22 protein-coding genes are annotated in these 21,518 nt (G+C 56.9%); 14 read left to right on the top strand and 8 right to left on the bottom strand.

Annotated features, from left to right (window positions below; all coding sequences use genetic code 11):
* The first annotated feature begins 84 nt into the window (after positions 1-84).
* Positions 85-810 (top strand): cytochrome c family protein, encoded by a 726-nt coding sequence (locus tag Z946_RS0100110; RefSeq protein ID WP_025053716.1) that lies wholly within the window; start codon positions 85-87, stop codon positions 808-810.
* Here Z946_RS0100110 and Z946_RS0100105 read toward each other — a convergent pair.
* Positions 804-2,693 (bottom strand): 4Fe-4S binding protein, encoded by a 1,890-nt coding sequence (locus Z946_RS0100105; protein ID WP_375782157.1) that lies wholly within the window; start codon positions 2,691-2,693, stop codon positions 804-806. The two genes, Z946_RS0100110 and Z946_RS0100105, sit on opposite strands and share 7 nt — an antisense overlap.
* 408 nt (positions 2,694-3,101) lie before the next feature.
* Between Z946_RS0100105 and Z946_RS0100100 the strand changes: the two genes are divergently transcribed.
* The 12 genes from Z946_RS0100100 to Z946_RS0100045 all read left to right on the top strand — a co-directional run bounded on the left by Z946_RS0100100 (position 3,102) and on the right by Z946_RS0100045 (position 13,847).
* Positions 3,102-3,632 carry a DUF3305 domain-containing protein gene (locus Z946_RS0100100; RefSeq protein WP_037968951.1) on the top strand — a complete coding sequence of 177 codons (531 nt, stop codon included), beginning with the start codon at positions 3,102-3,104 and terminating at the stop codon, positions 3,630-3,632.
* A complete protein-coding gene (locus Z946_RS0100095; RefSeq protein ID WP_025053713.1) occupies positions 3,629-4,252 on the top strand; it encodes a DUF3306 domain-containing protein in 624 nt (207 codons plus the stop codon). The genes Z946_RS0100100 and Z946_RS0100095 overlap by 4 nt, the downstream gene beginning before the upstream one ends.
* Positions 4,249-4,854 (top strand): TorD/DmsD family molecular chaperone, encoded by a 606-nt coding sequence (locus Z946_RS0100090; RefSeq protein ID WP_025053712.1) that lies wholly within the window; start codon positions 4,249-4,251, stop codon positions 4,852-4,854. Before Z946_RS0100095 ends, Z946_RS0100090 begins: the two co-directional genes overlap by 4 nt.
* Positions 4,855-4,909: 55 nt before the next feature.
* Positions 4,910-5,101, top strand: a complete 192-nt coding sequence (locus Z946_RS0100085; RefSeq protein ID WP_025053711.1) for a twin-arginine translocation signal domain-containing protein — start codon at positions 4,910-4,912, stop codon at positions 5,099-5,101.
* Positions 5,102-5,218: 117 nt separating this feature from the next.
* Positions 5,219-8,287, top strand: coding sequence for a formate dehydrogenase subunit alpha (locus tag Z946_RS0100080; RefSeq protein ID WP_025053710.1), 3,069 nt, complete (start codon positions 5,219-5,221; stop codon positions 8,285-8,287).
* Positions 8,288-8,299: 12 nt separating this feature from the next.
* Positions 8,300-8,893, top strand: coding sequence for a formate dehydrogenase FDH3 subunit beta (gene fdh3B / locus Z946_RS0100075; protein WP_025053709.1), 594 nt, complete (start codon positions 8,300-8,302; stop codon positions 8,891-8,893).
* Between the two features lie 79 nt (positions 8,894-8,972).
* Complete coding sequence (locus Z946_RS0100070; protein WP_025053708.1) at positions 8,973-10,169, top strand: formate dehydrogenase subunit gamma; 1,197 nt, start codon at positions 8,973-8,975, stop codon at positions 10,167-10,169.
* Positions 10,170-11,477: a c-type cytochrome gene (locus Z946_RS0100065; protein ID WP_025053707.1), complete on the top strand. Its 1,308-nt coding sequence runs from the start codon at positions 10,170-10,172 to the stop codon at positions 11,475-11,477.
* Position 11,478: 1 nt separating this feature from the next.
* On the top strand, positions 11,479-11,607 hold the full coding sequence (locus Z946_RS21870; protein ID WP_260168930.1) for a hypothetical protein: 129 nt from the start codon (positions 11,479-11,481) through the stop codon (positions 11,605-11,607).
* A 31-nt stretch (positions 11,608-11,638) separates the two neighbouring features.
* Positions 11,639-12,343 carry an ABC transporter permease gene (locus Z946_RS0100055; RefSeq protein WP_025053706.1) on the top strand — a complete coding sequence of 235 codons (705 nt, stop codon included), beginning with the start codon at positions 11,639-11,641 and terminating at the stop codon, positions 12,341-12,343.
* Positions 12,337-13,053: an ABC transporter ATP-binding protein gene (locus Z946_RS0100050; protein ID WP_025053705.1), complete on the top strand. Its 717-nt coding sequence runs from the start codon at positions 12,337-12,339 to the stop codon at positions 13,051-13,053. The genes Z946_RS0100055 and Z946_RS0100050 overlap by 7 nt, the downstream gene beginning before the upstream one ends.
* Positions 13,050-13,847 (top strand): ABC transporter substrate-binding protein, encoded by a 798-nt coding sequence (locus Z946_RS0100045; protein ID WP_025053704.1) that lies wholly within the window; start codon positions 13,050-13,052, stop codon positions 13,845-13,847. Before Z946_RS0100050 ends, Z946_RS0100045 begins: the two co-directional genes overlap by 4 nt.
* 21 nt (positions 13,848-13,868) lie before the next feature.
* Here the strand turns inward: Z946_RS0100045 and Z946_RS0100040 are convergent, their stop codons facing one another.
* The 7 genes from Z946_RS0100040 to Z946_RS0100010 form a co-directional block, all read right to left on the bottom strand.
* A complete protein-coding gene (locus Z946_RS0100040) occupies positions 13,869-14,738 on the bottom strand; it encodes an NAD(P)-dependent oxidoreductase (RefSeq protein WP_025053703.1) in 870 nt (289 codons plus the stop codon).
* 20 nt (positions 14,739-14,758) lie between these two features.
* Entirely contained in the window at positions 14,759-15,718 is a 960-nt protein-coding gene (locus Z946_RS0100035; protein WP_025053702.1) for a 2-hydroxyacid dehydrogenase, read from the bottom strand.
* A complete protein-coding gene (locus Z946_RS0100030) occupies positions 15,715-15,909 on the bottom strand; it encodes a hypothetical protein (protein ID WP_025053701.1) in 195 nt (64 codons plus the stop codon). Before Z946_RS0100030 ends, Z946_RS0100035 begins: the two co-directional genes overlap by 4 nt.
* Before the next feature lie 14 nt (positions 15,910-15,923).
* The gene (locus Z946_RS0100025) at positions 15,924-17,261 is read right to left on the bottom strand and encodes an amidase (protein ID WP_025053700.1); all 1,338 of its coding nucleotides are present in this window, start codon (positions 17,259-17,261) and stop codon (positions 15,924-15,926) included.
* Positions 17,258-18,625, bottom strand: a complete 1,368-nt coding sequence (locus Z946_RS0100020; RefSeq protein WP_025053699.1) for a TRAP transporter large permease — start codon at positions 18,623-18,625, stop codon at positions 17,258-17,260. The genes Z946_RS0100025 and Z946_RS0100020 overlap by 4 nt, the downstream gene beginning before the upstream one ends.
* Before the next feature lie 30 nt (positions 18,626-18,655).
* Entirely contained in the window at positions 18,656-19,246 is a 591-nt protein-coding gene (locus tag Z946_RS0100015) for a TRAP transporter small permease subunit (protein ID WP_025053698.1), read from the bottom strand.
* A 112-nt stretch (positions 19,247-19,358) separates the two neighbouring features.
* Positions 19,359-20,453, bottom strand: a complete 1,095-nt coding sequence (locus Z946_RS0100010; RefSeq protein WP_025053697.1) for a TRAP transporter substrate-binding protein — start codon at positions 20,451-20,453, stop codon at positions 19,359-19,361.
* Positions 20,454-20,931: 478 nt separating this feature from the next.
* Here Z946_RS0100010 and Z946_RS0100005 point away from each other — a divergent pair.
* Positions 20,932-21,518, top strand: a 587-nt coding sequence (locus Z946_RS0100005; protein ID WP_037968936.1) for a GntR family transcriptional regulator, incomplete at its 3' end; no start/stop codon positions are given.

Genomic DNA, 21,518 nt, shown 5'->3' with positions numbered 1-21,518 from the left:
CTGAATATTCGGAAAAATTGACGTGCTGACCCTAACGGCTCTAGGCTGACTTGCAAACACATCTGCGCGTAAGGAGCGGAGCGTATGCTGAAGTACCTGACCTTTGTGGCAAGCCTGATAGGTGGCCCGGTTGTCGCCCAGAACAAGGCTTTTGATTTGCAGGTCCCGCAAGGGTTGATCGAAACCGGTCTTCACAAACATCTGTTGCCGCGCTTTTCGCTGAAAACCGGTATACGCATCACGGTGACGCCGGATGGCGGTGATGCGGAATTCGGCCCGGAAGGGACGCCCGTTTTCCAGCAAGGGGACAGGTTGTGGCGGTACGCCAAGACCGCTGGCCCGCATACGGATGCTTTCGAAGACTGGTTGTTGTCGGATGTTGGCAAACGCACGATTGAAGCCTTCGCGCCCGAAGGGGTGGCGTTGTTCAGTGCTGATGTTGCGTCGGCGGCCACGGTTCAGACAGCAGCAGTTGTAGGCAATACCGCGTTGGGAGAAGAGGTCAGCCTTCAAAGTTGCGGCCGGTGCCATGTGGTGAATGAAACAAACCGGATGAACGCCATTGGTTCTACTCCGTCCTTCAGGCTTTTGCGGACCTTTGAGGACTGGGAATACAGGTTCGAGAGTTTTTATGTGCTCAAGCCGCATGCCGCGTTCACGCAGGTTGCCGATGTGACCGAACCCTTTGCCGAAAACCTGCCGTCGCCCATCGCGCCGATTGAGGTCTCGCTCGACGAGATAGACGCGATTGTGGCCTATGTCGGCTCTATTGCACCTGCTGATCTGGGTGCGCCGCTTCAATCTCAGTGATCCTTGCGTTTTGACAGATAGTCGTCTGTCGTCCGTACGCGGGGGCGTTCACCGCCTTGAAACGGATTATCGGTGGAATGGTACTGCGCCTGAATGCGGCAGTTCTCGCACATCTGGATCATCTTGGCGGCTTGCGACGTCGCAAACATGGAATGGTTGCCCGCGAGCTTTTCTGTGATCTTTTCGACGGTGGATTTCGATCCGAAAAGCGATCCGCATTCGATGCAGGCGAACGGTTCTTCTTCGTTCAGAACCTGTTGGGTGAGTGCGGTGTCCGTCAGGTTCATCTGTGGCTTCAACGTGATTGCGTCTTCGGGGCAGACGTTCACGCACAGACCGCATTGCAAACAGGCGTCTTCCTGGAATCGCAGTTGCGGCAGATCGGGATTGTCGCCCAACGCCCCTGAGGGGCAGAGTGACACGCACGCCAGGCACAGCGTACAGGCGTCCGTATCGACGACAACAGCCCCGTAAGGTGCATTGTCCGGCAAAGGCAGGACGGGTGCCTCTGGCTGAAGTGCCTTTGTGGCGAGGCGGGTGATCTGGCGGCGGCTGCCCAGCGGCAGGATCGGATCACATCCGCTGGCGGTTACGGGGGTGTCGTAAAGCATCTCGCAAAAGGCATCGGGATCAGCGGGCTGCAACAGACGTATCACGCTTTCGTCGCCGGACAGGGCGGCGGCAATGGCGCGTTGGCCCTCTATTACGTCCAGCTCTGTCTTTGGAGACATCAGGATATCCACGCGACCAAAACCGCAAGCCAGCGCCGCCATCATTTCAGCGTGACCAAAGCCCGATAATGCGTCAATTTCCAAGGGAATGACGTGGGCAGGCAGACCTCTGCCGAAGCGCGCCGCGATCGAGATCATTTCCAATCCATGCTCACCATCATGTACCAGAAGGTGTGCGCCCTCCCCTCCTGATTTGCGGTAGGTAGAGGCAAGTGTTTCCAGCCGCTTGAACACGGTTTCAACAGGCGGTGCATCATACGAGATCGCACCGGACGGACAAACAGCCGAACAGGAACCGCATCCGGCACAGATCATCGGATCAATCGCTACATGTTCACCGGCAGAGGTAATCGCGCCGGTAGGGCAGACATTCAGACAATTTGAACAGGCTGATTGGCGCGCGCGGCTGTGGGCGCACAGACTGGTTTCGAGGCGCACATAAAGTGGCTTTTCGAATGTGCCGACCATTTGCGAGGCGGAAAGGACCGCTTTGGCAACCGAAGGTGCATGGCTTGGATCGGCACGCAGATATCCTTCGCGCTTTTCCGGCGCGGGAAACATGGGTGTGCCGCCGGTGAGATCCAGAATGATATCGCAACCGGACGTGGCATTTTGCAGCGGTGCGCCAAGCGTAAATGCACCGCGCCCGCCGGGAATGATTTCTTGCAGCTGGGAGAATTTGATGTCGAACCCGCCAAGCGCACCGGTCGCGTTTCTGATCGTGCCGACAACGCAATCAAACGTTCGCTCCAGCGGAATAAGGTCGGGGTCGTCAAGTAACACGGTCACGGCCAATGTGTCGGATAACTCTGATGCGGCCTTGATCGCTTGCGCGCCACCGATCACCAGACATGTGCCTTCCGAGATCACATCGACGGATCTACCCATCGCCAGTGGCAGAACGGCCTCTGCCGCGAGGGCCGCCATCTTGGGGGTTGCATTGCCTTCACCCCAGCCCGCTCTGTCACGCAGATCGACAAAGCCGGAGATATCGCGGCCCAGCTCTGCGGCGAGTTCTTCGAAGCGGGTGCTTTCCTGTTGGCAGGCCATGATAACGTCGCCGCCTTCGATTTCGCGGGCGGCCTGCTCGATCTGGTCGGTACAAAGACTTGAATAAACCCGAGAGCAACTCAACCCACAGCCTTCGGCAATGGCTTTGCCATCAACGCTCTGGCTGCCAAGACAGTCACATAGGACAAGCTTTTTGGCCATCTTCTTTTCCCCTTTGTACCCGCAACGCCAGTCCTGCAGACGACAGGCTAGCCGCGATTCGCCTGTGGGGTAAACCTCAATTCTGGGGCAGTTTGAACCCTTTACGGTATGCTGCAGGTGCAAAGTAAAAACCTAATCATTACAATATGAAAAACAATTTTCTGCGAAGCCCAATGCTCAAAAGGCGAAACGAAGAACAATCCTTCGTTGCGCTGCAGCAATTCCATGCGGTGGCGTAAATCGACCGGAAAAAGCACTTTGATATTTTGGCCCAACATCGCAATATGGGGCCAGAAGTCTCAAAAAAACGGGATCACCTTGGAAGCCGAACAGCAAAAATCCATCTCGATGCCTTTGGGTGTCGTGTTCCGCAGAGTGCCCGGCGTTACGCGCTGGGTTGCGCATGTGTGGAAAGCTGTTGCCGTCTTACCGGGTGCCGGTGCGGCCGATTGGAAAGAGCTGCGCCGTGAGGGGGATACAGTCGAGTTTCATGCGGCCACCCTGCCCCTTGAGTTGTTTCGCACGGATACCGAGGCGTATTTGCACGGTCTGTCGGCCAAGGTGCCAGCCATCTACGTCGTGATGCGCGAAGGGACAGACGGGCAACCGCTTGAAGTGGTTCTGGTCACTGCCTCACCTTATGAGGCGCAGGATTATGCAGATACCGGCGAAGAGTTGGTTGAAAAGGTGCCGATGACCGAAGGGCTGATCGCTTGGGTGCGTGCCTACGTTGAGGAGCACCACGAAGACGAAGTATTCATTAAGCGTCGCCGTGACAAAGCGCGTGTGGACCGCCACGAAGACGGGATCGGCGATGCACGTATCCGGCAGGTGGCCGATGTTTATCGTGCACCCGGATCGAAGGAGAGAGTGCATTGAGCCGGGGGGGTGATTTCTGGGGCCGCCGCCGCGCTGCCGTCGCCGCAGAGGCCGAAGCGGAGCAAGCCGTTCTTGAAGCGCAAACGCTTGCCGATGAACATGCGGCTCTTGAGGAACTGAGTGACGAAGAGGTTCTTGCCGCGCTCAATCTGCCCGATCCTGACAGCCTGAAATTAGGTGACGACTTTACCGCCTTCATGTCGAAGGCCGTGCCTGATGCCCTGCGCCGCCGTGCGTTGCGGACGCTATGGCGTTCCAATCCTGTGCTGGCGAACGTCGATATGCTGGTCGACTACGGCGAGGATTTCACCGATTCCGCCATGGTTGTCGAAAACCTGCAGACGGCCTATCAAGTCGGCAAAGGGATGTTGAAGCACGTCGAAGAGGTTGCCCGTAAAGCGGCAGAGGCGGAGACTGTCGCGGAAGAGGTTGAGGAGACGCCCGAAATCGAGGCACCAGAAGAAGAAGTTGTGATTGCCGCAGTCGCGCAGGGTGAGCCGCTGGCAACTGAGGATGACGGTGTCGAACGTGAGGTCGAAGTGGCTGATGCCGAGGAGGACGAGGTTATCATGACCCCTGCCCCACGCCGAATGAAATTCAGAGTTGAGGAAACCGCGTGAACGCTGCCGAAGATATCTCAATCGCGTCAGAAGACCGCCTGCGTGCGGATCTCTATAACTTTCTGGGGCTGATGCTGTCCGGTCCGCCGGACCAGCTTTTGCTTGACCAATGTGCGGGCCTATCCGGAGACGACAGCGGGATGGGTCAGGCCATCGCGGGACTTGCACGGGTAGCAAAAGCGAGCAAACCGGCCCGGGTGGAAAGCGAATTCAACGCATTGTTCATCGGACTGGGACGTGGCGAGCTGCTGCCCTATGCGAGCTATTACCTGACCGGATTTCTGAACGAAAAGCCGCTGGCTACGCTGCGCTCCGATATGGCGGCCCGAGCAATGAGCCGTGCGCCGAATGTCTATGAGCCTGAGGACAACATCGCGTCGCTGATGGAAATGATGGCGGGAATGATCGTCGGGCGCTTTGGCACGCCGGCACCGCTTGATGACCAAAAGACGTTCTACAATAAACATATCGCCCCATGGGCGGGCCATTTCTTTTCCGATCTGGAGGCGGCCAAGAATTCGATCCTTTATGCGTCTCTTGGTGCTGTTGCCCGGGAATTCATGGATATCGAACGCGAAGCATTTCGCATGACCGCGGCCTGACGCCGTGACATCACCGGCGGGGATGCCCGCCACAATAAGGGAGGGAGACATCCCCATGACCAAGAAGAGCGAAGACGGCACCAGCCGCCGGGACTTTCTGAAACTGGCAGGTACGACCGCGCCAGTAGCTGCGGTAGCATTGGCCGCAGGTGCAAACTCGGCCGAGGCAAGCCCGGTCGATCCGACATCTGAAAAGATGCAGGACACGGCGCATACCCGCGCTTACCTCGACAGCGCCCGCTTCTAGGACGTTGAATTAGACGACCCACTGACGACTGGTTGCGTGACGCCCGACTGTCCGTGGTTTCAAACCATAACCAAGCAAGCGAGGGAATTTTCCCGAGCACGCAAGGGAGGACTAAAAATGCTGAAGAAAAAAACCAACGGGGTTGCGCGACGCCCCCAGCGGACCGGCATACTATCTGACATTGCAGAAAAATCTGTAGACCGCCGTGCGTTCCTGCGCGGGTCCGGTCTGGCCATTGGTGGCCTTGCTGCAATCTCCGCCACAGGTGGCACCGTGACACAGGCCAATGCTGCGGCAACGGCGACGGGCAAAGTAGACCTGATCAAATCAGTCTGCACGCACTGCTCGGTCGGTTGTACCGTTGTGGCCGAGGTCGCCAACGGCGTCTGGACGGGGCAAGAGCCCGGTTGGGACAGCCCGTTCAACCTTGGTGCGCACTGTGCCAAAGGAGCCGCAGTACGCGAGCACGCCCATGGCGAACGCCGCCTCAAGTACCCGATGAAAAAAGAGGGTGGTGAGTGGAAGCGCATCTCGTGGGAGCAGGCGATCGACGAGATCGGCGATGGCATGATGAACATTCGCGAGGAAAGCGGACCGGATTCTGTCTACTGGCTCGGCTCTGCCAAGCATAACAACGAACAGGCCTATCTGTTCCGCAAGTTCGCCGCCTATTGGGGCACGAATAATGTGGATCACCAGGCGCGTATCTGTCACTCGACCACAGTTGCCGGTGTTGCGAACACCTGGGGCTATGGCGCGATGACCAACAGCTACAACGATATCCACAACTCCAAAGCGATCTTTATCATCGGCGGCAACCCTGCCGAGGCGCACCCTGTGTCCCTGCTTCACCTGTTGAAGGCGAAAGAGCAGAACAACGCGCCGGTGATCGTTTGTGACCCGCGCTTTACGCGGACAGCGGCCCATGCGGATGAATATGTCCGCTTCCGTCCCGGTACGGATGTGGCGCTGGTCTGGGGTATCCTTTGGCATATCTTCGACAATGGTTGGGAAGACAAAGAGTTCATCCGCACGCGTGTCTGGGGCATGGACCAGATCAAGGAAGAAGTTGACCGCTGGACACCTGAAGAAGTCGAGCGCGTTACCGGTGCACCTGGCTCCCAGCTCAAGCGCGTTGCCCGTACGATGGCAAACAACCGTCCCGGCACCGTGATCTGGTGTATGGGTGGTACACAGCATACCAACGGCAACAACAACACGCGCGCGTACTGCGTGCTTCAGCTGGCGCTTGGCAACATGGGCACATCGGGCGGTGGTACAAACATTTTCCGCGGCCACGATAACGTGCAGGGTGCCACGGACCTTGGCGTTCTGTCGCACACGCTGCCGGGCTATTATGGTCTGTCCGCTGGTGCATGGGCGCACTGGGGCCGCGTTTGGGAAGAAGACAGTGACTGGCTCAAGAGCCAGTTTGCGATGACCAAAGATGCGGATGGCAAAGACAAGTCGTTGCAGAACCTTACCGGCATTCCGGTATCGCGCTGGATCGATGGTGTGCTTGAAGATCCGGACAACATGGACAACCCCGACAAGGTACGTGCCATGGTGCTTTGGGGGCATGCGCCGAACTCGCAGACCCGCCAGAAGGAAATGAAGACCGCGATGGAGCAGCTGGATATGCTGGTCGTCGTAGACCCCTATCCAACGGTTTCTGCAATTCTGCATGACCGCACAGATGGCGTTTACCTTCTGCCGGCCTGTACCCAGTTTGAAACGCGTGGCTCTGTCACCGCGTCAAACCGCTCGATCCAGTGGCGCGACAAGGTGGTTGACCCGCTGTTCGAAAGCCTGCCGGACGAGGTCATCATGGCCAAGTTCGCCAACAAGTTCGGTTGGGCGGATCGTTTGTTCCGCAACATCGAGATGGATGACGACGAAACCCCGAATGTTGAAAGCATCACGCGTGAGTTCAACAAGGGAATGTGGACGGTCGGCTATACGGGTCAAAGCCCCGAGCGGATCAAAAAGCACATGGCCAACCAGCATACCTTTGACCGCACAACATTGCAGGCGGTCGGTGGACCGGCGGATGGTGATTACTACGGTATGCCGTGGCCATGTTGGGGCACGCCCGAGATGAATCACCCGGGCACACCGAACCTTTACGATATGTCCAAGCCAGTGTCCGAGGGTGGCCTGACGTTCCGTGCGCGCTTTGGTGTGGAACGTGATGGTGACAATCTGCTGGCCGAAGGCGTCTATTCCGTAGGGTCCGATATTCAGGATGGTTATCCTGAATTCACCATGCAGATGCTGGTCGATCTGGGTTGGGACAGCGAGCTTACCGATGCGGAGCGCCGCTCCATCGCGAAGGTCGCAGGTGTCAGCCTGTCGGATGTTGAAGAAGGTGACGTTGGCAATTCCGATGACGGAGAGGCAGCAACAGATACCGCTGCTGCCAGTGGCCTGACCAAACCGTCGGGCGAACAGGGTGCGGATGAGGAAGTCGGCGAACAGTCCATGTCGCCGTTCCCCTCCGACTTCAACGAGAAGGCCAGCAAGATCAACTGGAAGACCGACCTGTCGGGCGGTATCCAGCGGGTTGCGATTGCACATGAATGTGCGCCCTTCGGTAACGCCAAGGCGCGTGCCGTGGTCTGGACCTTCCCTGATCCGGTACCGGTTCACCGCGAGCCGCTTTACACCAACCGCCGCGATCTGGTTGAGGACTATCCAACATACGAGGACCGCAAGTTCTATCGCTTGCCGACCATGTATGCCTCGATCCAGAAGAACGACTTTTCCAAGGATTATCCAATGATCCTGACGTCCGGTCGTTTGGTGGAATACGAAGGTGGCGGTGATGAGACCCGTTCAAACCCGTGGCTTGCTGAATTGCAGCAGGACATGTTCGTCGAAATCAATACACGTGATGCCAACAACCTCGGTGTGCGCGATGGCGAACAGGTTTGGGTCGAAGGCCCCGAAGGCGGCAAGGTCAAAGTGATGGCCATGGTCACCGAACGGGTCGGCGAAGGGGTAGCATTCATGCCGTTCCACTTTGGCGGCCATCTGGAAGGTGAAGACCTGAGGAGCAAATATCCCGAAGGTGCCGATCCATATGTGTTGGGTGAATCCACAAACACCGCACAGACCTACGGCTATGATTCAGTAACCCAGATGCAAGAGACCAAGGCCACTCTTTGCAAAATCTCGGTAGCGTAAGGAGCAAAACCAATGGCAAGAGCAAAGTTTCTCGTCGACGCCGAACGCTGCATTGAATGCAACGCCTGCGTCACAGCCTGTAAAAACGAACACGAAGTACCGTGGGGCATTAACCGCCGGAAAGTCGTCACGATCAATGACGGCTCACCGGGTGAACGGTCGATCTCTGTGGCGTGTATGCACTGTTCCGATGCACCTTGTATGGCGGTCTGCCCTGTAGACTGTTTTTACCAGAACGAGGAAGGGGTGGTGCTCCACTCCAAAGACTTGTGCATCGGTTGTGGCTACTGCTTTTATGCGTGCCCCTTTGGCGCGCCGCAGTTCCCGCAGGCCGGCAACTTCGGTTCACGCGGCAAGATGGACAAATGTACCTTCTGCGCCGGTGGCCCTGAGGAAACGCATTCCACCGCTGAATTCGCCAAGTACGGCCGCAACCGGATCGCGGAAGGCAAGCTGCCGATCTGCGCCGAAATGTGCGCAACCAAGGCGTTGCTGGCGGGTGACGGCGACGTCGTTTCAGGCATCTACCGCGAGCGTGTGGTTGCACGCGGCTTCGGTTCCGGTGCATGGGGCTGGGGTTCGGCATACGGCCAGCGCGACGGCTGATACGCCCTGACCAAATGTAAAATCAGGGCGGCCCAAACGGGTCGCCCTTTTTCGCTGATATGAAACAAGAGGAAACCCCATGTTTCGCATGCTGATGGCGCTGCTGCTTTCAATGACCGTTGTTACCACACCCCACGCGCAAGAGGCGGTGACGCCTGACCGTTCCGCAACGGGCGGAGCACAGACGTTGGAGGATATTCTTGCCCGCCAGCGGGGCGAGGAAGTGGACAACAGTTTCCGCCGGAACAACATAGGCGACCCTGATGGCGCACCCGGTCTTGGCACACAGCTCGGAACTTTGGGCGGTGCATCGGACCCTGAACTTTGGCGTGCGCTCAGGTTCGGCGAGGCGAAGATCACAGCGTCCAATGACGGGCCTGCTTCCACGACGCTGATACAGGACGGGGGCATGCGGTGGCTTACATTCCGCCAAGGTCCTCTTGCGACATACGGGGCCTATCTGTTGGGCGGCACAATCTTGCTGCTTGGCCTCTTCTATCTGATCCGCGGTCGCATCCGCATCGATGGTGAGAAAACAGGCCGCAAGATCGAGCGCTTCAAGGCGATCGAGCGGTTTGGCCACTGGATGCTTGCGGGATCGTTCGTCCTGCTTGGCCTTACCGGTTTGATATCGCTTTTCGGGCGCAAGGTGTTGATCCCTGCTTTTGGACATGAGGCGTTTGCGACTGTCGCGGTGGGGTCCAAGTGGATACACAACAATGTCTCTTGGGCATTCATGATCGCGCTGGTGATGATCTTTGTCATGTGGGTCATTCACAATCTGCCCGACCGGACAGACATCAACTGGCTGCTGAAAGGCGGCGGTATCTTTTCCAAAGGGCACCCGCCCGCCAAGAAATTCAACGCCGGTCAGAAACTGATCTTCTGGTCCGTGATCGTTTTTGGCACATCTATTTCGGTCTCCGGCATTGCTTTGCTTTTCCCGTTCGAGCTGAACATGTTTGCCGCGACCTTCGCCAAGCTTAACAGCCTCGGGATACCGGAGGCTCTGGGCTTTGGCCAACTGCGCGAAACGCTCGCTCCGCATGAGGAGATGCAATATGCGCAACTGTGGCACGCCATGATGAGCTTTGTCCTGATGGCGATCATTCTGGCGCATATCTATATCGGCACGGTCGGTATGGAAGGTGCCTATGACGCCATGGGGTCAGGTGAGGTCGAAGAGCAATGGGCACGCGAGCACCATTCGATTTGGGTGGAAGAGGTGCAGGCCAAGAAGCAGTCCTCCTCCGAAAGCGCAACACCCGCTGAATAGATGCTGCGCGGTTTGTGCATAGCCCTGCTGATGGCCGGTCCACTGGCTGCGCAGGAGTTCTTTACCCTCAAGGGACACGGCGGGCCGATTATGGACATCGCCGTGGCCCCGAACGGCCAGATTGCGACAGCGAGTTTTGACAATTCTGTTGGCCTTTGGGATGGCGAAAGACCCCGCTGGTTTGAGGGACATCGCGCGGCTGTGACGGCATTGTCTTATGATGCGGCACCGGCGTTGCTGTCCGGTGGCGATGATTTCCGCGTGCTGATGTGGCACCCCGGAAATGACGGACCAGTTGAGGTTACCAAACACCTTGGAAAGGTGAGCGCCATTGCGGTGTCGCCCGATGGCCGCTTGGTAGCGAGTGCGGGTTGGGACGGGTTCGTGAACGTCTCCGGAATGCCACAAAGCGATACGCCGCAGGACGATGCGCAACCGACGGTGTTAAAGGGGCATCGATCAAACGTGACCGCTGTTGCCTATGGTCCCGAAAACGCGCTCTATTCAGCGTCGTCGGACGGCACATTGCGCATTTGGGAAGGGACAGCACCGGTTCTCAGATCGCGCACGCTGGTGAAACACGGATTTGGTATCAACAGGATGATCGTGACGGCGGACTGGATCGCTTATGGTGCTGTTGATGGCGGCACCCGTATCGTTGATGCCAAGACCGGTGATCAGATCGCGGATTTCACGCTCGACCGGCGGCCGATCCTCTCGATGGCTTTTCACGCGCCAAGCCGGCAACTCGCCGTGGGGGACGGTCAGGGGTATATCATGGTGATCGATACGGACACCCTCAAAATCTCACGTGATTTTCGTGCGACGCGTCAGGGGCCGATCTGGGCGTTGGCCTTTTCCCCTGATGGCGAAAACATCCATGCAGGCGGGATTGAGGATACGGTCTATTCTTGGCCTGTTGATACGATGGACGAACACGGACCGATGCAGGGGACCACGCGCAGTTTTCTGGAAAAACCCGAAAGCCTGCCCAACGGCGAGCGGCAGTTCAAACGCAAGTGTTCGATCTGTCATACATTGACAGCGGGCAGTGCGCGCAAAGCGGGCCCCAGTCTGCACCAAGTCTTTGGCCGCAAGGCCGGTACCGTGCCGGATTATACCTATTCCGATACATTGAACGGGTCGGATATCGTCTGGTCCGCCGAGACGATCAATGCTTTGTTTGACATAGGCCCGGATCACTATATCCCCGGGACAAAGATGCCGATGCAACGTATCGTCAAGCCCAGCGATCGCGACGATCTGATCGACTTTTTACGCAGCGCTACGGCGCAAGAGGAGAACTGAGATGAAAGCTATGATTATCGCGTTTGTGGCCGTTGCAGTGATCGCTGTCGGTGCAAATCTGATCCTTGGGCAAGTCGGCTTTTCCAGTCAGGACCGGACCGCCGGGTCAGCCGTGCGTCTGGATGACTGAGTGACGGTGCAACAGGCCAGGTAGCCACGTCATGAATGAAATATGGGCCGGTATGCAGGCGGCGTTCCGGCTGATCATTACCCTCGATCCAGATCTTGTGAACATCACACTCAGGTCGTTGCAGGTCAGCCTCTCTGCGCTTGTGATCGCCTGCATCATCGCCCTGCCCTTTGGGACATGGCTGGCCATCAGGCGCTTTCGCTTTCGCCGTATGACAATTGCCACGCTGAACGCCCTCATCGGTTTGCCGCCAGTTGTCGTCGGTCTGATCGTCTACCTGTTGCTGTCGCGTTCCGGTCCCTTTGGTGTTTTCGGCTTGCTGTTCACGCCAACCGCCATGATCATTGCGCAAGTGATTATCATCACGCCGCTGATCGCATCGGTGACACATCAGGCCATGCGCGAGCTGTGGGCGGAATATCACGATCTGCTGATCTCAATGAACACGACCAAGCGCCAACGCATCTGGACCCTGATCCGCGATGGCAGGCGCACGTTGCTGACCGCAGCACTGGCGGGTTTCGGACGTGCCATCGGCGAAGTTGGCGCAATTATGATCGTCGGGGGCAACATCGACAATGCGACGCGTGTCTTGACCACGGCCATTGCGCTTGAGACGGGTAAGGGTGATTTTGCCTTGGCGCTTGGTTTGGGCTTTGTGCTTATCGCGCTGGCGCTGGTTTTGAATTTCGCGATCCACGCGCTGTCGCGCACAGAGAGGGAAGGCAGATGGTAAAGCAACCCATGTCTGTCACCCTTCAGGATGTGGTTCTGAAGCGACGCGGCACCCGTATCCTTGGACCTGTGAACCTGAAGCTTGAGGATAAAGGTTTCACGATTGTGCTGGGGCCGAACGGTGCGGGCAAGACGTCCCTGCTCAAGGTGTTGCACGGTGTCGAGCGGTTGTCCGGGGGATCTGTGCGGTGGTCGGTGACGCCGGTTCAGGCGCGCGAGGCGCAGGCTTATGTGTTCCAGAAACCGATCATGCTGCGCCGGTCTGTGCGGCAGAACCTTGCCTTTCCGTTGCAGCTCTTGAAAGTCCGCAGATCGGAGATCGCTTTGCGGGTAAGCGATTGGGCGGGACGTATCGGGTTGGCGGATGCGCTTGACCGGCCTGCCACACTGTTGTCGGGAGGTGAGCAGCAAAAGCTTGCTTTGGCGCGCGCCTTGATACGTGATCCGCAGGTCCTGTTTCTGGATGAGCCCTGTGCCAACCTTGACGGGCGTTCCACCCGCGAAATCGAGACGTTGCTGCACACGTCCTTTGACGCGGGCACGCGAATAATCATGACAACACACGACCTTGGACAGGCGCGGCGCCTTGCAAGCGACGTGATCTTTCTTTTGAATGGCACTGTGCGCGAACAAGCTGACGCGCCATCTTTCTTTGCCGCTCAACGCAGTGACGAAGCCCGTGCTTTTCTAAATGGAGATATTATAGAATGACCCGCTTTCTTGCTATTATTCTGGTTCTTGCCGGTTTTCAGGCAAGTGCTGAAACACTTCGTATGGCTGTAACCACCAGTTTTCATAATTCAGGACTGTCAGAGGTTCTTTTGCCGGCGATTCAAGAGGATACCGGCCTCGAGGTGCAGTTGCTTGTCGTGGGCACCGGTCAGGCCATCCGCCTTGGCCAGGCAGGAGATGTTGACGCTATTCTCGTGCATTCAAGATCGGCGGAGGAGGCGTTTCTGGCAAACGGATATGGCACCCACAGACGCGAGATCATGTATAATGATTTCGTGTTTATCGGGCCATCGACGGATCCGGCAGAAATTGCAGATGCAGAGAGCGCGATAGACGCGTTGGACAAGATTCAACAGGCAAAGGCCCCCTTTGTCAGCCGCGGTGATGACAGCGGCACGCACAAAAAGGAGCTTTCGTTGTGGTCCACTGCAAGTGCTGACCCGGCGCAGTTCGGCGACTGGTACAATGCTGTCGGTGCGGGAATGGGGGCTAGCCTCAATACCGCAGCAGGCCTTGCCGCTTATATCATGGCGGACAGGGCGAGTTGGCTGAATTTTGGCAACAAGCAGGACATGGCGCTGCTTTATGCAGGGGATCCGATTCTGTTCAATCAATATGCTTATATTCCGGTTAACCCAGAGCGCCATCCACATGTCAAAAACGATGCGGCCATGCAGTTGGAAACATGGCTGACGTCAGCCACCGCAAAAGAGTTGATCAACGGCTATACGATTAACGCAGAGCCGTTGTTCACCTTCAATGCCAAGCCATAGGACCAAGCAGGTCTCAGGCGGTCAGGTTGCCTGAAGACGCTTGAACAGGGCGGATGTGTCCCAGCGGCCGCCGCCCATTTTCTGCACATCCTTGTAGAACTGATCGACCAGCGCCGTGACCGGCAGGCTTGCACCGTTTTCATTCGCGGTGCTGAGGCAGATCGCCAGATCCTTCCGCATCCAGTCTACAGCAAAGCCGTGCTCGAAATGATCGTCGAGCATTGTCTCGTAGCGGTTCGCCATTTGCCAGCTACCTGCGGCGCCTTGTGAAATAACCTCTACCACATCGCGCCCGTCCAGTCCGGCTTTGGTTGCGAAATGCAGCGCCTCCGAAAGACCCTGCACCAGACCTGCGATTGCAATCTGGTTGGCCATTTTCGTCAGCTGTCCCGCGCCACTGTCACCGATGCGACGGCAGAGTTTGGCGTAGACGTTCATCACCGGCTCGGCGCGGTCGTATTCGGCCTGATCGCCACCACACATGATGGAAAGCTGTCCGTTCTCTGCACCGGCCTGCCCGCCTGAAACGGGTGCATCGACAAAACCGATGCCTTTGTCTTTGGCCGCTGCATAAAGTTCGTGCGTTACCGCAGATGAAACTGTCGTGTGATCGACGAACAATGCACCCGAATTCATTCCGGCAAAGGCACCGTCATCCCCCAGACATACTGAACGCAGATCATCATCATTGCCGACACAGGCCATGACCATTTCCGCGCCTTTGGCAGCTTCTGCCGGTGTGGATGCGCTTTGGCCGCCGTGTTCTTTGGTCCATGCTTCTGCTTTGGCCGCTGTGCGGTTGTAGACAGTGACCTCATGGCCTGCCGCTTGCAAATGGCCGGCCATGGGATACCCCATTACGCCAAGGCCGAGAAATGCAACTTTTGTCATTGTGGTGTCCTTTTCGAAATTTATAGCAAGTCGCCCGGTGTTTGGCCGGCAAAGAAGGCGTCCAGATTATCGAGCGCGCGAAAGCCCATTGCATCGCGGGTCTTGCGCGTCGCGCTGCCGATGTGGGGCAGCATAAAGATGTTATCGTGCGCCGCAAAGGCCGGGTTGCCGCCGGGTTCAACCTGAAAGCAATCCAGACCCGCGGCGGCGACCTGACCGCTTTTCAGTGCGTCAAGCAAGGCCGCTTCGTCAACAAGCGCACCGCGTGCTGAATTCACCACGACCGCACCGCGTGGCAGCAAGGCAAAGCGGTCGTTGTCCATGAGATTCGTCGTTTCTGGTGTCGCAGGGCAATGAAGGGAGAGGAAATCGGCGACGCCAAGCAAGCTTTCAACGTCTGTATGATAGATGGCACCATGTGCCTGATCTGCCGGAAGTTCGGTGCGGTTGTAATAGTGGATATCCATATCAAAGCCGCGCGCCTTGGCCGCAAAGGCACGGCCCACGCGGCCCATCCCGATGATGCCCAGCCGGGAACCGGTGACTTGTTTGCCCACCATAAAGGCCGGTGACCAACTGTCCCATTCACCGCTGCGCACAATCCTGTCGCCTGCAACGGCGTTTCGTGCGGCACCCAACATCAGGAGCATCGCAAGCTCTGCCGTGGCGTCCGACAAAACGTCGGGGGTGTTGGTGACGGCGATGCCACGGTCCTTAAGTGCGGGCAGATTACAATGATCCACGCCGACAGAATGGTTCGCAACGATCTTGAGCCGGTCGGAGAACTGCGCCACGACATCCGCGCTGAAATGTTCGGAATGACAGGGGATGATGGCGTCGAATTCGGCGCTCGCGGCAATCAGTTGTTCCGCTGTGCCGGGCAGGTCCTCGTGATTGATGACGACGTCATAATCCCGTGCGGCACGCTCCAGCGTTGCGTCGGACAGGCGGCGGGTGATCCATAGGCGTTTCTTGCTCATTTCTTGCGCACGCATTCGTCCCAGAAATCATAGATGGCCATGCCGCAGACGATAATCGCGATGATCATGAAGGGCAGACCGCCGGTAAACCCAGCAAACCCGCTAGAGATGCTTTGCGACAGGCCGCCGATGAAGATGCACAGGAACGCGGTGCCAATCAGGCCGACGATTAGTTTAACAGTGTATGACATAGACTGTCCTTTCTTTAGTCCGCTTGCGCGAGCGTCGTTTGCAACCAACGTGCCGTGCGCAGCAAACGGTCGTCTTTTTCAACGGAGCCGATAAGTTGCACACCGATCGGCAGTCCTGTTGCCCCCACCAGAAGCGGTAAGCTCACACAAGGCAAGCCTGCGAGCGTCCAGAGCGTGCAGAAAATAGGATCGCCTGTGCCGTTGCCGAATACGGGGGCTTCGCCAGCTGCAGAGGGGGCGATGATTGCGTCGAATTCGACAAAGAAGTCGGCAAAGAAATCTTCGGCCGATTTTTTGACGGCCAGCGCATCTTCATATTCGGTTTTGGTGATCTGACGCGCACGGGTGATGACGGGTTTGAGCGTATCGCTGATCTGATCCCAGTGCGTATCAAAGACCTCTGCCTGATGTTGGGCAATCTCGTATTCGTGAATGCGCGCCTGAACGGCCACCAGATTAGACAGCGTGTCGGCAGGGGCCATCCGGGTGACTTGTGGCCCCAGAATATCAAGCACTGCGTCGAACCCTTCGCGGGCATCATCCGAAAGCCGATCGTTGAAAGGCAGATCGAACCAGGCAAGATCAGGAGTAACAGGAGCCTCGGCCACCGCGCCTGCCGACATGTCGGGGCGCGGGCGGGCAAAGCTGACGGGGTCGCGGTGATCATAGCTGCCAATGACATCCGTCAGCAAAGCGACATCCGCCAATGTGCGGCCAAAGCAACCGACCTGGTCTAGCGATACAGAGGTTTGCAGCAAACCATTGCGCGAGATCACGCCGCGAGTCGGCTTGAACCCGAAAGTCCCGCAGAACGATGCCGGCCGTATAACGGAGCCGTTGGTTTGCGTTCCGATGGCTAGTGGCACGTGGAATGCCGCAACAGCGGCCGCTGACCCGCTGGAGGACCCACCGGGGCTGTGGTCGGGATTATGCGGATTACGTGTTTCATTGGCGTGCACAAAGGCAAGTTCGGTTGTGACCGTCTTGCCCATGATTACCGCACCGGCTTCGCGTAAATGCTCGACCAGCCGCGCCACCTCTTCGGTCTGTCGCCCCTCAAAGATCGGAGTGCCCCGTTGAGTTGGCATTCTGGCGGTGTCGATGATGTCTTTCAGACCAACCGGAATGCCGTGCAGCGGCCCGAGCGGCATCCCCGCCTTGCGAATGCGGTCACATTCTGTGGCCTGCGCCAGTGCTGCATCCGGATCAAGAAAAGCCCATGCCTTGATGCCGGCATCGGTTTCGGTGATCCGGTCCAGACAGGATTGAACAAGCTGCACAGACGTGAGCCGCCCCGCAGCACAAGCCGAAAGGGCCTCTGCTGCGCTTAAAGTGTAGGCGTCTTTGATCATGGGATGTATGGCCCGAAGAGATAGTCAGGGAACCAAAGCGCGATTCCGGGAAACTGGTACATCAGCACCATCGTCAGGATTACGATCCCGAGATAGGGCATGATCCCCCTGAAAATCTCCATCAGCTCGATCTGCTTTTTCAATACGCCTTTTAGATAATAGGCCGACATCGCCATGGGCGGGGTCAGGAATGACGTCTGGAGGTTCAGCGCGACGAGCATTGCAAAGAAGTAGGGGTTCACGCCAAAAACTTCCAACAGCGGCAGGAAAATTGGCACAAAAATAATCAGGATTTCAGACCATTCCAGCGGCCAGCCGAGCAAGAAGATGATGATCTGCGCGAGGACAAGGAACTCCCATGGTTCAAGGTCCATACCGCCAACCCAATCGGCGATGATGTCATGTCCGCCAAGATAGGAAAACACCGACGCAAAGGTCCATGAGCCGACAAAAAGCCAGCACACCATTGCTGTGGCCTTGGCCGTCAGGAAAACGCTTTCCTTCAACTTGGTCCATGTCATGGAGCGGTACAGCACCGCCAGCACCATGCCACCCAGCGCACCCATTGCTGCCGCTTCGGCGGGTGTCGCCAGACCACCGAGGATAGAGCCAAGAACAAGCGCGATCAGAACGGTTAGCGGAACAAAGCTGACCAGCAAATCCCAGTAGATTTCACGCGGAGGAGGGACGTCCTCCATCGTTGGTTTGGGTGCCAGCGAAGGCGTGATCCAGACCCGCACGATCACGTAGACAATATAAAGACCCGCGAGCAGCATACCCGGAAAGAGTGCCGCCGCATAAAGACGCAAAGGCGACAAATCCGCGATTGCTGCATAAACGATCAGCATGATCGATGGCGGGATCAGAATTCCCAATGTGCCGCCCGCGCAGATAACGCCGGATGCAAAGCTCTTGTTGTAGTTCGCGTTCGCCATCGCAGGGAAAGCAAGCAATCCCATCAGCGTGACAACGGCCCCGACAATGCCGGACGCGGTCGAAAAGACCGCGCAGGTCAAAAGAGCGGCAATGGCAAGGCTACCCGGCAGATTGCGCGCGGCCATGTAGAGAGAGAAGAAGAGCTTGTCGACGATGTTGGCGCGTTCCACCACATAGCCCATGAACAGGAACAAAGGGATAGCGACAAGTGTCGGGTTCTCCATCACCGAATAGGTGTTCTGGTTCACCAGATAGAAGATATTGTTGTTGAAAATGTCGCTGAAACTGTCGATCGATCCGCCTTGATGGTAGGCGTAGTAGCCAAAGGCCACGCCCATCGCGAGCAGTGTAAAAGCGATTGGAAAACCAAGTAGAACAAGGACAATGAACAGTCCAAGCATCAACAGGGCGACTTCGGGATTTGTCATCTTTTTATCTTTCTGAAGTTGCCGTGTGGCTTATTTCTTGCCCGGTGAGACCGCGCGGATGGCGTCAAGGTCAACATCGGTGAGCAGGTCTTCGGTTTCTTTCACATCCGCCAGCCGTTCGGGCCAGACGCCGGACCGCATGGCAAATATACAGCGCACCAGCTCGGCGATACCTTGGATGGCAAGCAATCCACCGGCCAACGGAATCAGGGATTTGAAGAAATAGATCTGGATGGAAGCGGGGCTGTTAAAGCTCACTTCCTTATACCGCCAGCTGTCCGAGGCGATTTCGTATCCGTACCAAACCAGCGCGATGATACCGGGAAAGAAGAACAGGAAATAGAGAACGAAATCGAGCGTTGCCTGCACCCGAACCGGAAACAACCGGTAGACCACATCGGCGCGTACATGCGTGTCCTGCGCCAACGCATACGCGCCGCACATCAAGAACAGGGCACCATACATCTGGATCATCATGTCGAAGGCCCAGACCGTCGGAGCATTCAGCACATAACGGACGAAAACCTCGTATGACACAGAGAGCGTCAGGATCAGGATACACCAGCCAAAGGCGCGCCCCGTCCAAAGGCTCAGGCCTTCGATAGCGTGAACAAATCTCATTTATCTGTCGCTCCCCTAACAGACTTCGCCCGAAAGTTTTGTGGCACTTCCTTAAGCGTAAAATGTCCGGGCACCGCACAGGGCACCCGGACGTCTTTTCAGGTTTCTAAACTCAACCGAAGTAGTGGTTGTAGGCCAGCTTGTAGTCAGGCTGGTTCAGGTTGAGATAGTTCATCACATCCTTGGCGTACGCCTTTTGTGATTCCATCACCTTGGCAAAGAACGGGTCATCCTCTGCGATGCGCGCAGTGACTTTGTCCCATGCCTCAAGCTGGGCCGCCATAACGCTGTCCGGCGTGCGGTAAACGTTAACACCATCGGATTCCTGCAGCTTCAGCAGGTCATCGGAATAACGCTTGGTGTTGCCCCAGTAGAAACCGGAGTTTTCTGCCATTGAAGCGTTCTTGATGATCGCCTTGTGCTCATCCGACAGGGAGTTGAACTTGTCTTTGTTGATCGTAACCTCAAAGAATTCCTGCGACTGGTGATAGGACGCAAGGTGGTAGTGCTTGGAAACATCCTGCATACCAAAGTCACGGTCAGACGTCGGGTTATTGAATTCCGCCGCATCAATCAGGCCGGATTTCATCGCCGGCTGGATTTCACCGCCGGGCAGTTGAACAACAGACATACCCATTTCAAGCAGCACGTCAGCCGCCAGACCAACGGTCCGGTACTTGAGGCCGTTCATCTGGCTTGCGTCTGTGATCTGCTCCTGGAACCAACCAAGCGGCTGCGCAGGCATCGGCGAGTTAAAGAACGAGACAACATTCAAGCGAAGGCTGTCCATCAATTCGTCAAAGAGTTCCTGACCGCCACCTGCATGGACCCAACCCAGCACTTCCTGAGATGACCAGCCAAAGCAAGGACCGGTGCCGAACAGGGACGCGGCCTTGGATTTGCCATACCAGTAAGCAGGCACATAGTGCGCCGCATCCAGAACACCGCGGTGGACCGCATCCTGCATCTGGCTTGTTTTCACAACGGCGTCGACAGACAGAACTTCGATGGTCAATGAACCGCCGGACATCTCGTTAACGCGTGCCGCAAACGACTGTGCGTTTTCCAAGAAGATGCCGCCGCCCCAGGCTGCCTGCATCTTGATCGTCGTGCCGTGACCGTCCGCAAGGGCAGGCGTGGCGAGTGCTGCGGCGCCGGCAACAGCCGAACCGCGCAGAAATTTTCTGCGGTTTACAGTATTTGTCATGTTTCCTCCCAAGGAATTTGATGCAGCGGTTTTTGTTTTTGCCACATCCATTTTTAGACGCCCGGACCACGCGTATTCTTCGCGCTTTTCCAGACCTCGGAGCGAAGTTAATTCAAACCTGAAGTTAGGCAAGCGCTACTTTGGTGTTTTTTGAGCATAGTGGTCCCGATTTAGGCGGTTTGAAATTCGATCTTGAGCGACCTCGACCGAGCGCGCGCGGTAGGGTTTGACTTAACTATCTGATAAGGTGGGAATTTATATGGCTCGAAAGACTGCTGGTGAAATCTCATGCATTGATATTCTGTCGTATAGCAAATCCAGAAGTAACGTGTCAGGCCAATCGGGTTCTTTCAAATGTATACAGAACCTGCCAAAAATCCGCTTACCTCGGCGAATCACGCCGTATCTACGCGATTCTGTATACAGAGACTCATAGTAAACGTAGCGATCCGGCACTGCCGGGTTAAGGAGACAGCCCTTGCCCAATCGAAGTCTTACGCAATCTGAGAAGGCTTTGCTCGGCTTGCGGTCTCTTGTGATGTCGGGCGATTTTGCGAAAGGGCAGCGGTTGTCAGAAGTGGCGATGGCCGCCCAACTTGGTATCTCACGCACCCCTTTGCGACAGGCGATGGACCGGTTGGTTGCTGAAGGCCTTCTGGAGCGGATCAGCACAGGTGGTTGCCGTGTTGCGACATTTACCAAAGAAGATATTGCCGATGCGATAGAGTTGCGTGGCGTGATCGAGGGTACTGCCGCGCGGATGGCCGCAGAGCGTGGCGTAACCCCCGATCTGATGACGCAGGCAGTGCTGGTTCTTGATCAGATTGACGCGGCCCTCGCGACCGGTCAGGCACCGGATTTCGAACAATATGTTCAGTTGAACGCGAGGTTTCATGAGCTACTGACCGAATTCCCGGGCAGCCCCCTGATCCGGCGAGAGGCGCAACGGATGAACTTGCTGCCGCTGGCCTCCCCTTCTGCCTTTCTCAGCGATCAGGCGGCGATCCCTGATTTCCAGAATTCGTTGAGCTACGCACAGCATCAACATCGCGCGATCCTGGATGC

The sequence above is a fragment of the Sulfitobacter noctilucicola genome, from assembly GCF_000622385.1.
GTDB lineage: Bacteria > Pseudomonadota > Alphaproteobacteria > Rhodobacterales > Rhodobacteraceae > Sulfitobacter > Sulfitobacter noctilucicola.
The sequence above is the reverse complement of the archived record's forward strand: the minus strand, read 5'-3'. Positions and strand labels throughout refer to the sequence as shown.

What these genes read in the sequence shown, in the direction of transcription:
- fdh3B (WP_025053709.1), top strand. Translation starts at nt 8,300, where the DNA reads ATGGCAAGAGCAAAGTTTCTCGTCGACGCCGAACGCTGCATTGAATGC.
- Z946_RS0100100 (WP_037968951.1), top strand. Translation starts at nt 3,102, where the DNA reads ATGCCTTTGGGTGTCGTGTTCCGCAGAGTGCCCGGCGTTACGCGCTGG.
- Z946_RS0100045 (WP_025053704.1), top strand. Translation starts at nt 13,050, where the DNA reads ATGACCCGCTTTCTTGCTATTATTCTGGTTCTTGCCGGTTTTCAGGCA.
- Z946_RS0100020 (WP_025053699.1), bottom strand. Translation starts at nt 18,625, where the DNA reads ATGACAAATCCCGAAGTCGCCCTGTTGATGCTTGGACTGTTCATTGTC.
- Z946_RS0100065 (WP_025053707.1), top strand. Translation starts at nt 10,170, where the DNA reads ATGCTGCGCGGTTTGTGCATAGCCCTGCTGATGGCCGGTCCACTGGCT.
- Z946_RS0100035 (WP_025053702.1), bottom strand. Translation starts at nt 15,718, where the DNA reads ATGAGCAAGAAACGCCTATGGATCACCCGCCGCCTGTCCGACGCAACG.
- Z946_RS0100085 (WP_025053711.1), top strand. Translation starts at nt 4,910, where the DNA reads ATGACCAAGAAGAGCGAAGACGGCACCAGCCGCCGGGACTTTCTGAAA.
- Z946_RS0100055 (WP_025053706.1), top strand. Translation starts at nt 11,639, where the DNA reads ATGAATGAAATATGGGCCGGTATGCAGGCGGCGTTCCGGCTGATCATT.
- Z946_RS0100025 (WP_025053700.1), bottom strand. Translation starts at nt 17,261, where the DNA reads ATGATCAAAGACGCCTACACTTTAAGCGCAGCAGAGGCCCTTTCGGCT.
- Z946_RS0100070 (WP_025053708.1), top strand. Translation starts at nt 8,973, where the DNA reads ATGTTTCGCATGCTGATGGCGCTGCTGCTTTCAATGACCGTTGTTACC.
- Z946_RS0100110 (WP_025053716.1), top strand. Translation starts at nt 85, where the DNA reads ATGCTGAAGTACCTGACCTTTGTGGCAAGCCTGATAGGTGGCCCGGTT.
- Z946_RS0100015 (WP_025053698.1), bottom strand. Translation starts at nt 19,246, where the DNA reads ATGAGATTTGTTCACGCTATCGAAGGCCTGAGCCTTTGGACGGGGCGC.
- Z946_RS0100010 (WP_025053697.1), bottom strand. Translation starts at nt 20,453, where the DNA reads ATGACAAATACTGTAAACCGCAGAAAATTTCTGCGCGGTTCGGCTGTT.
- Z946_RS0100030 (WP_025053701.1), bottom strand. Translation starts at nt 15,909, where the DNA reads ATGTCATACACTGTTAAACTAATCGTCGGCCTGATTGGCACCGCGTTC.
- Z946_RS21870 (WP_260168930.1), top strand. Translation starts at nt 11,479, where the DNA reads ATGAAAGCTATGATTATCGCGTTTGTGGCCGTTGCAGTGATCGCTGTC.
- Z946_RS0100050 (WP_025053705.1), top strand. Translation starts at nt 12,337, where the DNA reads ATGGTAAAGCAACCCATGTCTGTCACCCTTCAGGATGTGGTTCTGAAG.
- Z946_RS0100080 (WP_025053710.1), top strand. Translation starts at nt 5,219, where the DNA reads ATGCTGAAGAAAAAAACCAACGGGGTTGCGCGACGCCCCCAGCGGACC.
- Z946_RS0100040 (WP_025053703.1), bottom strand. Translation starts at nt 14,738, where the DNA reads ATGACAAAAGTTGCATTTCTCGGCCTTGGCGTAATGGGGTATCCCATG.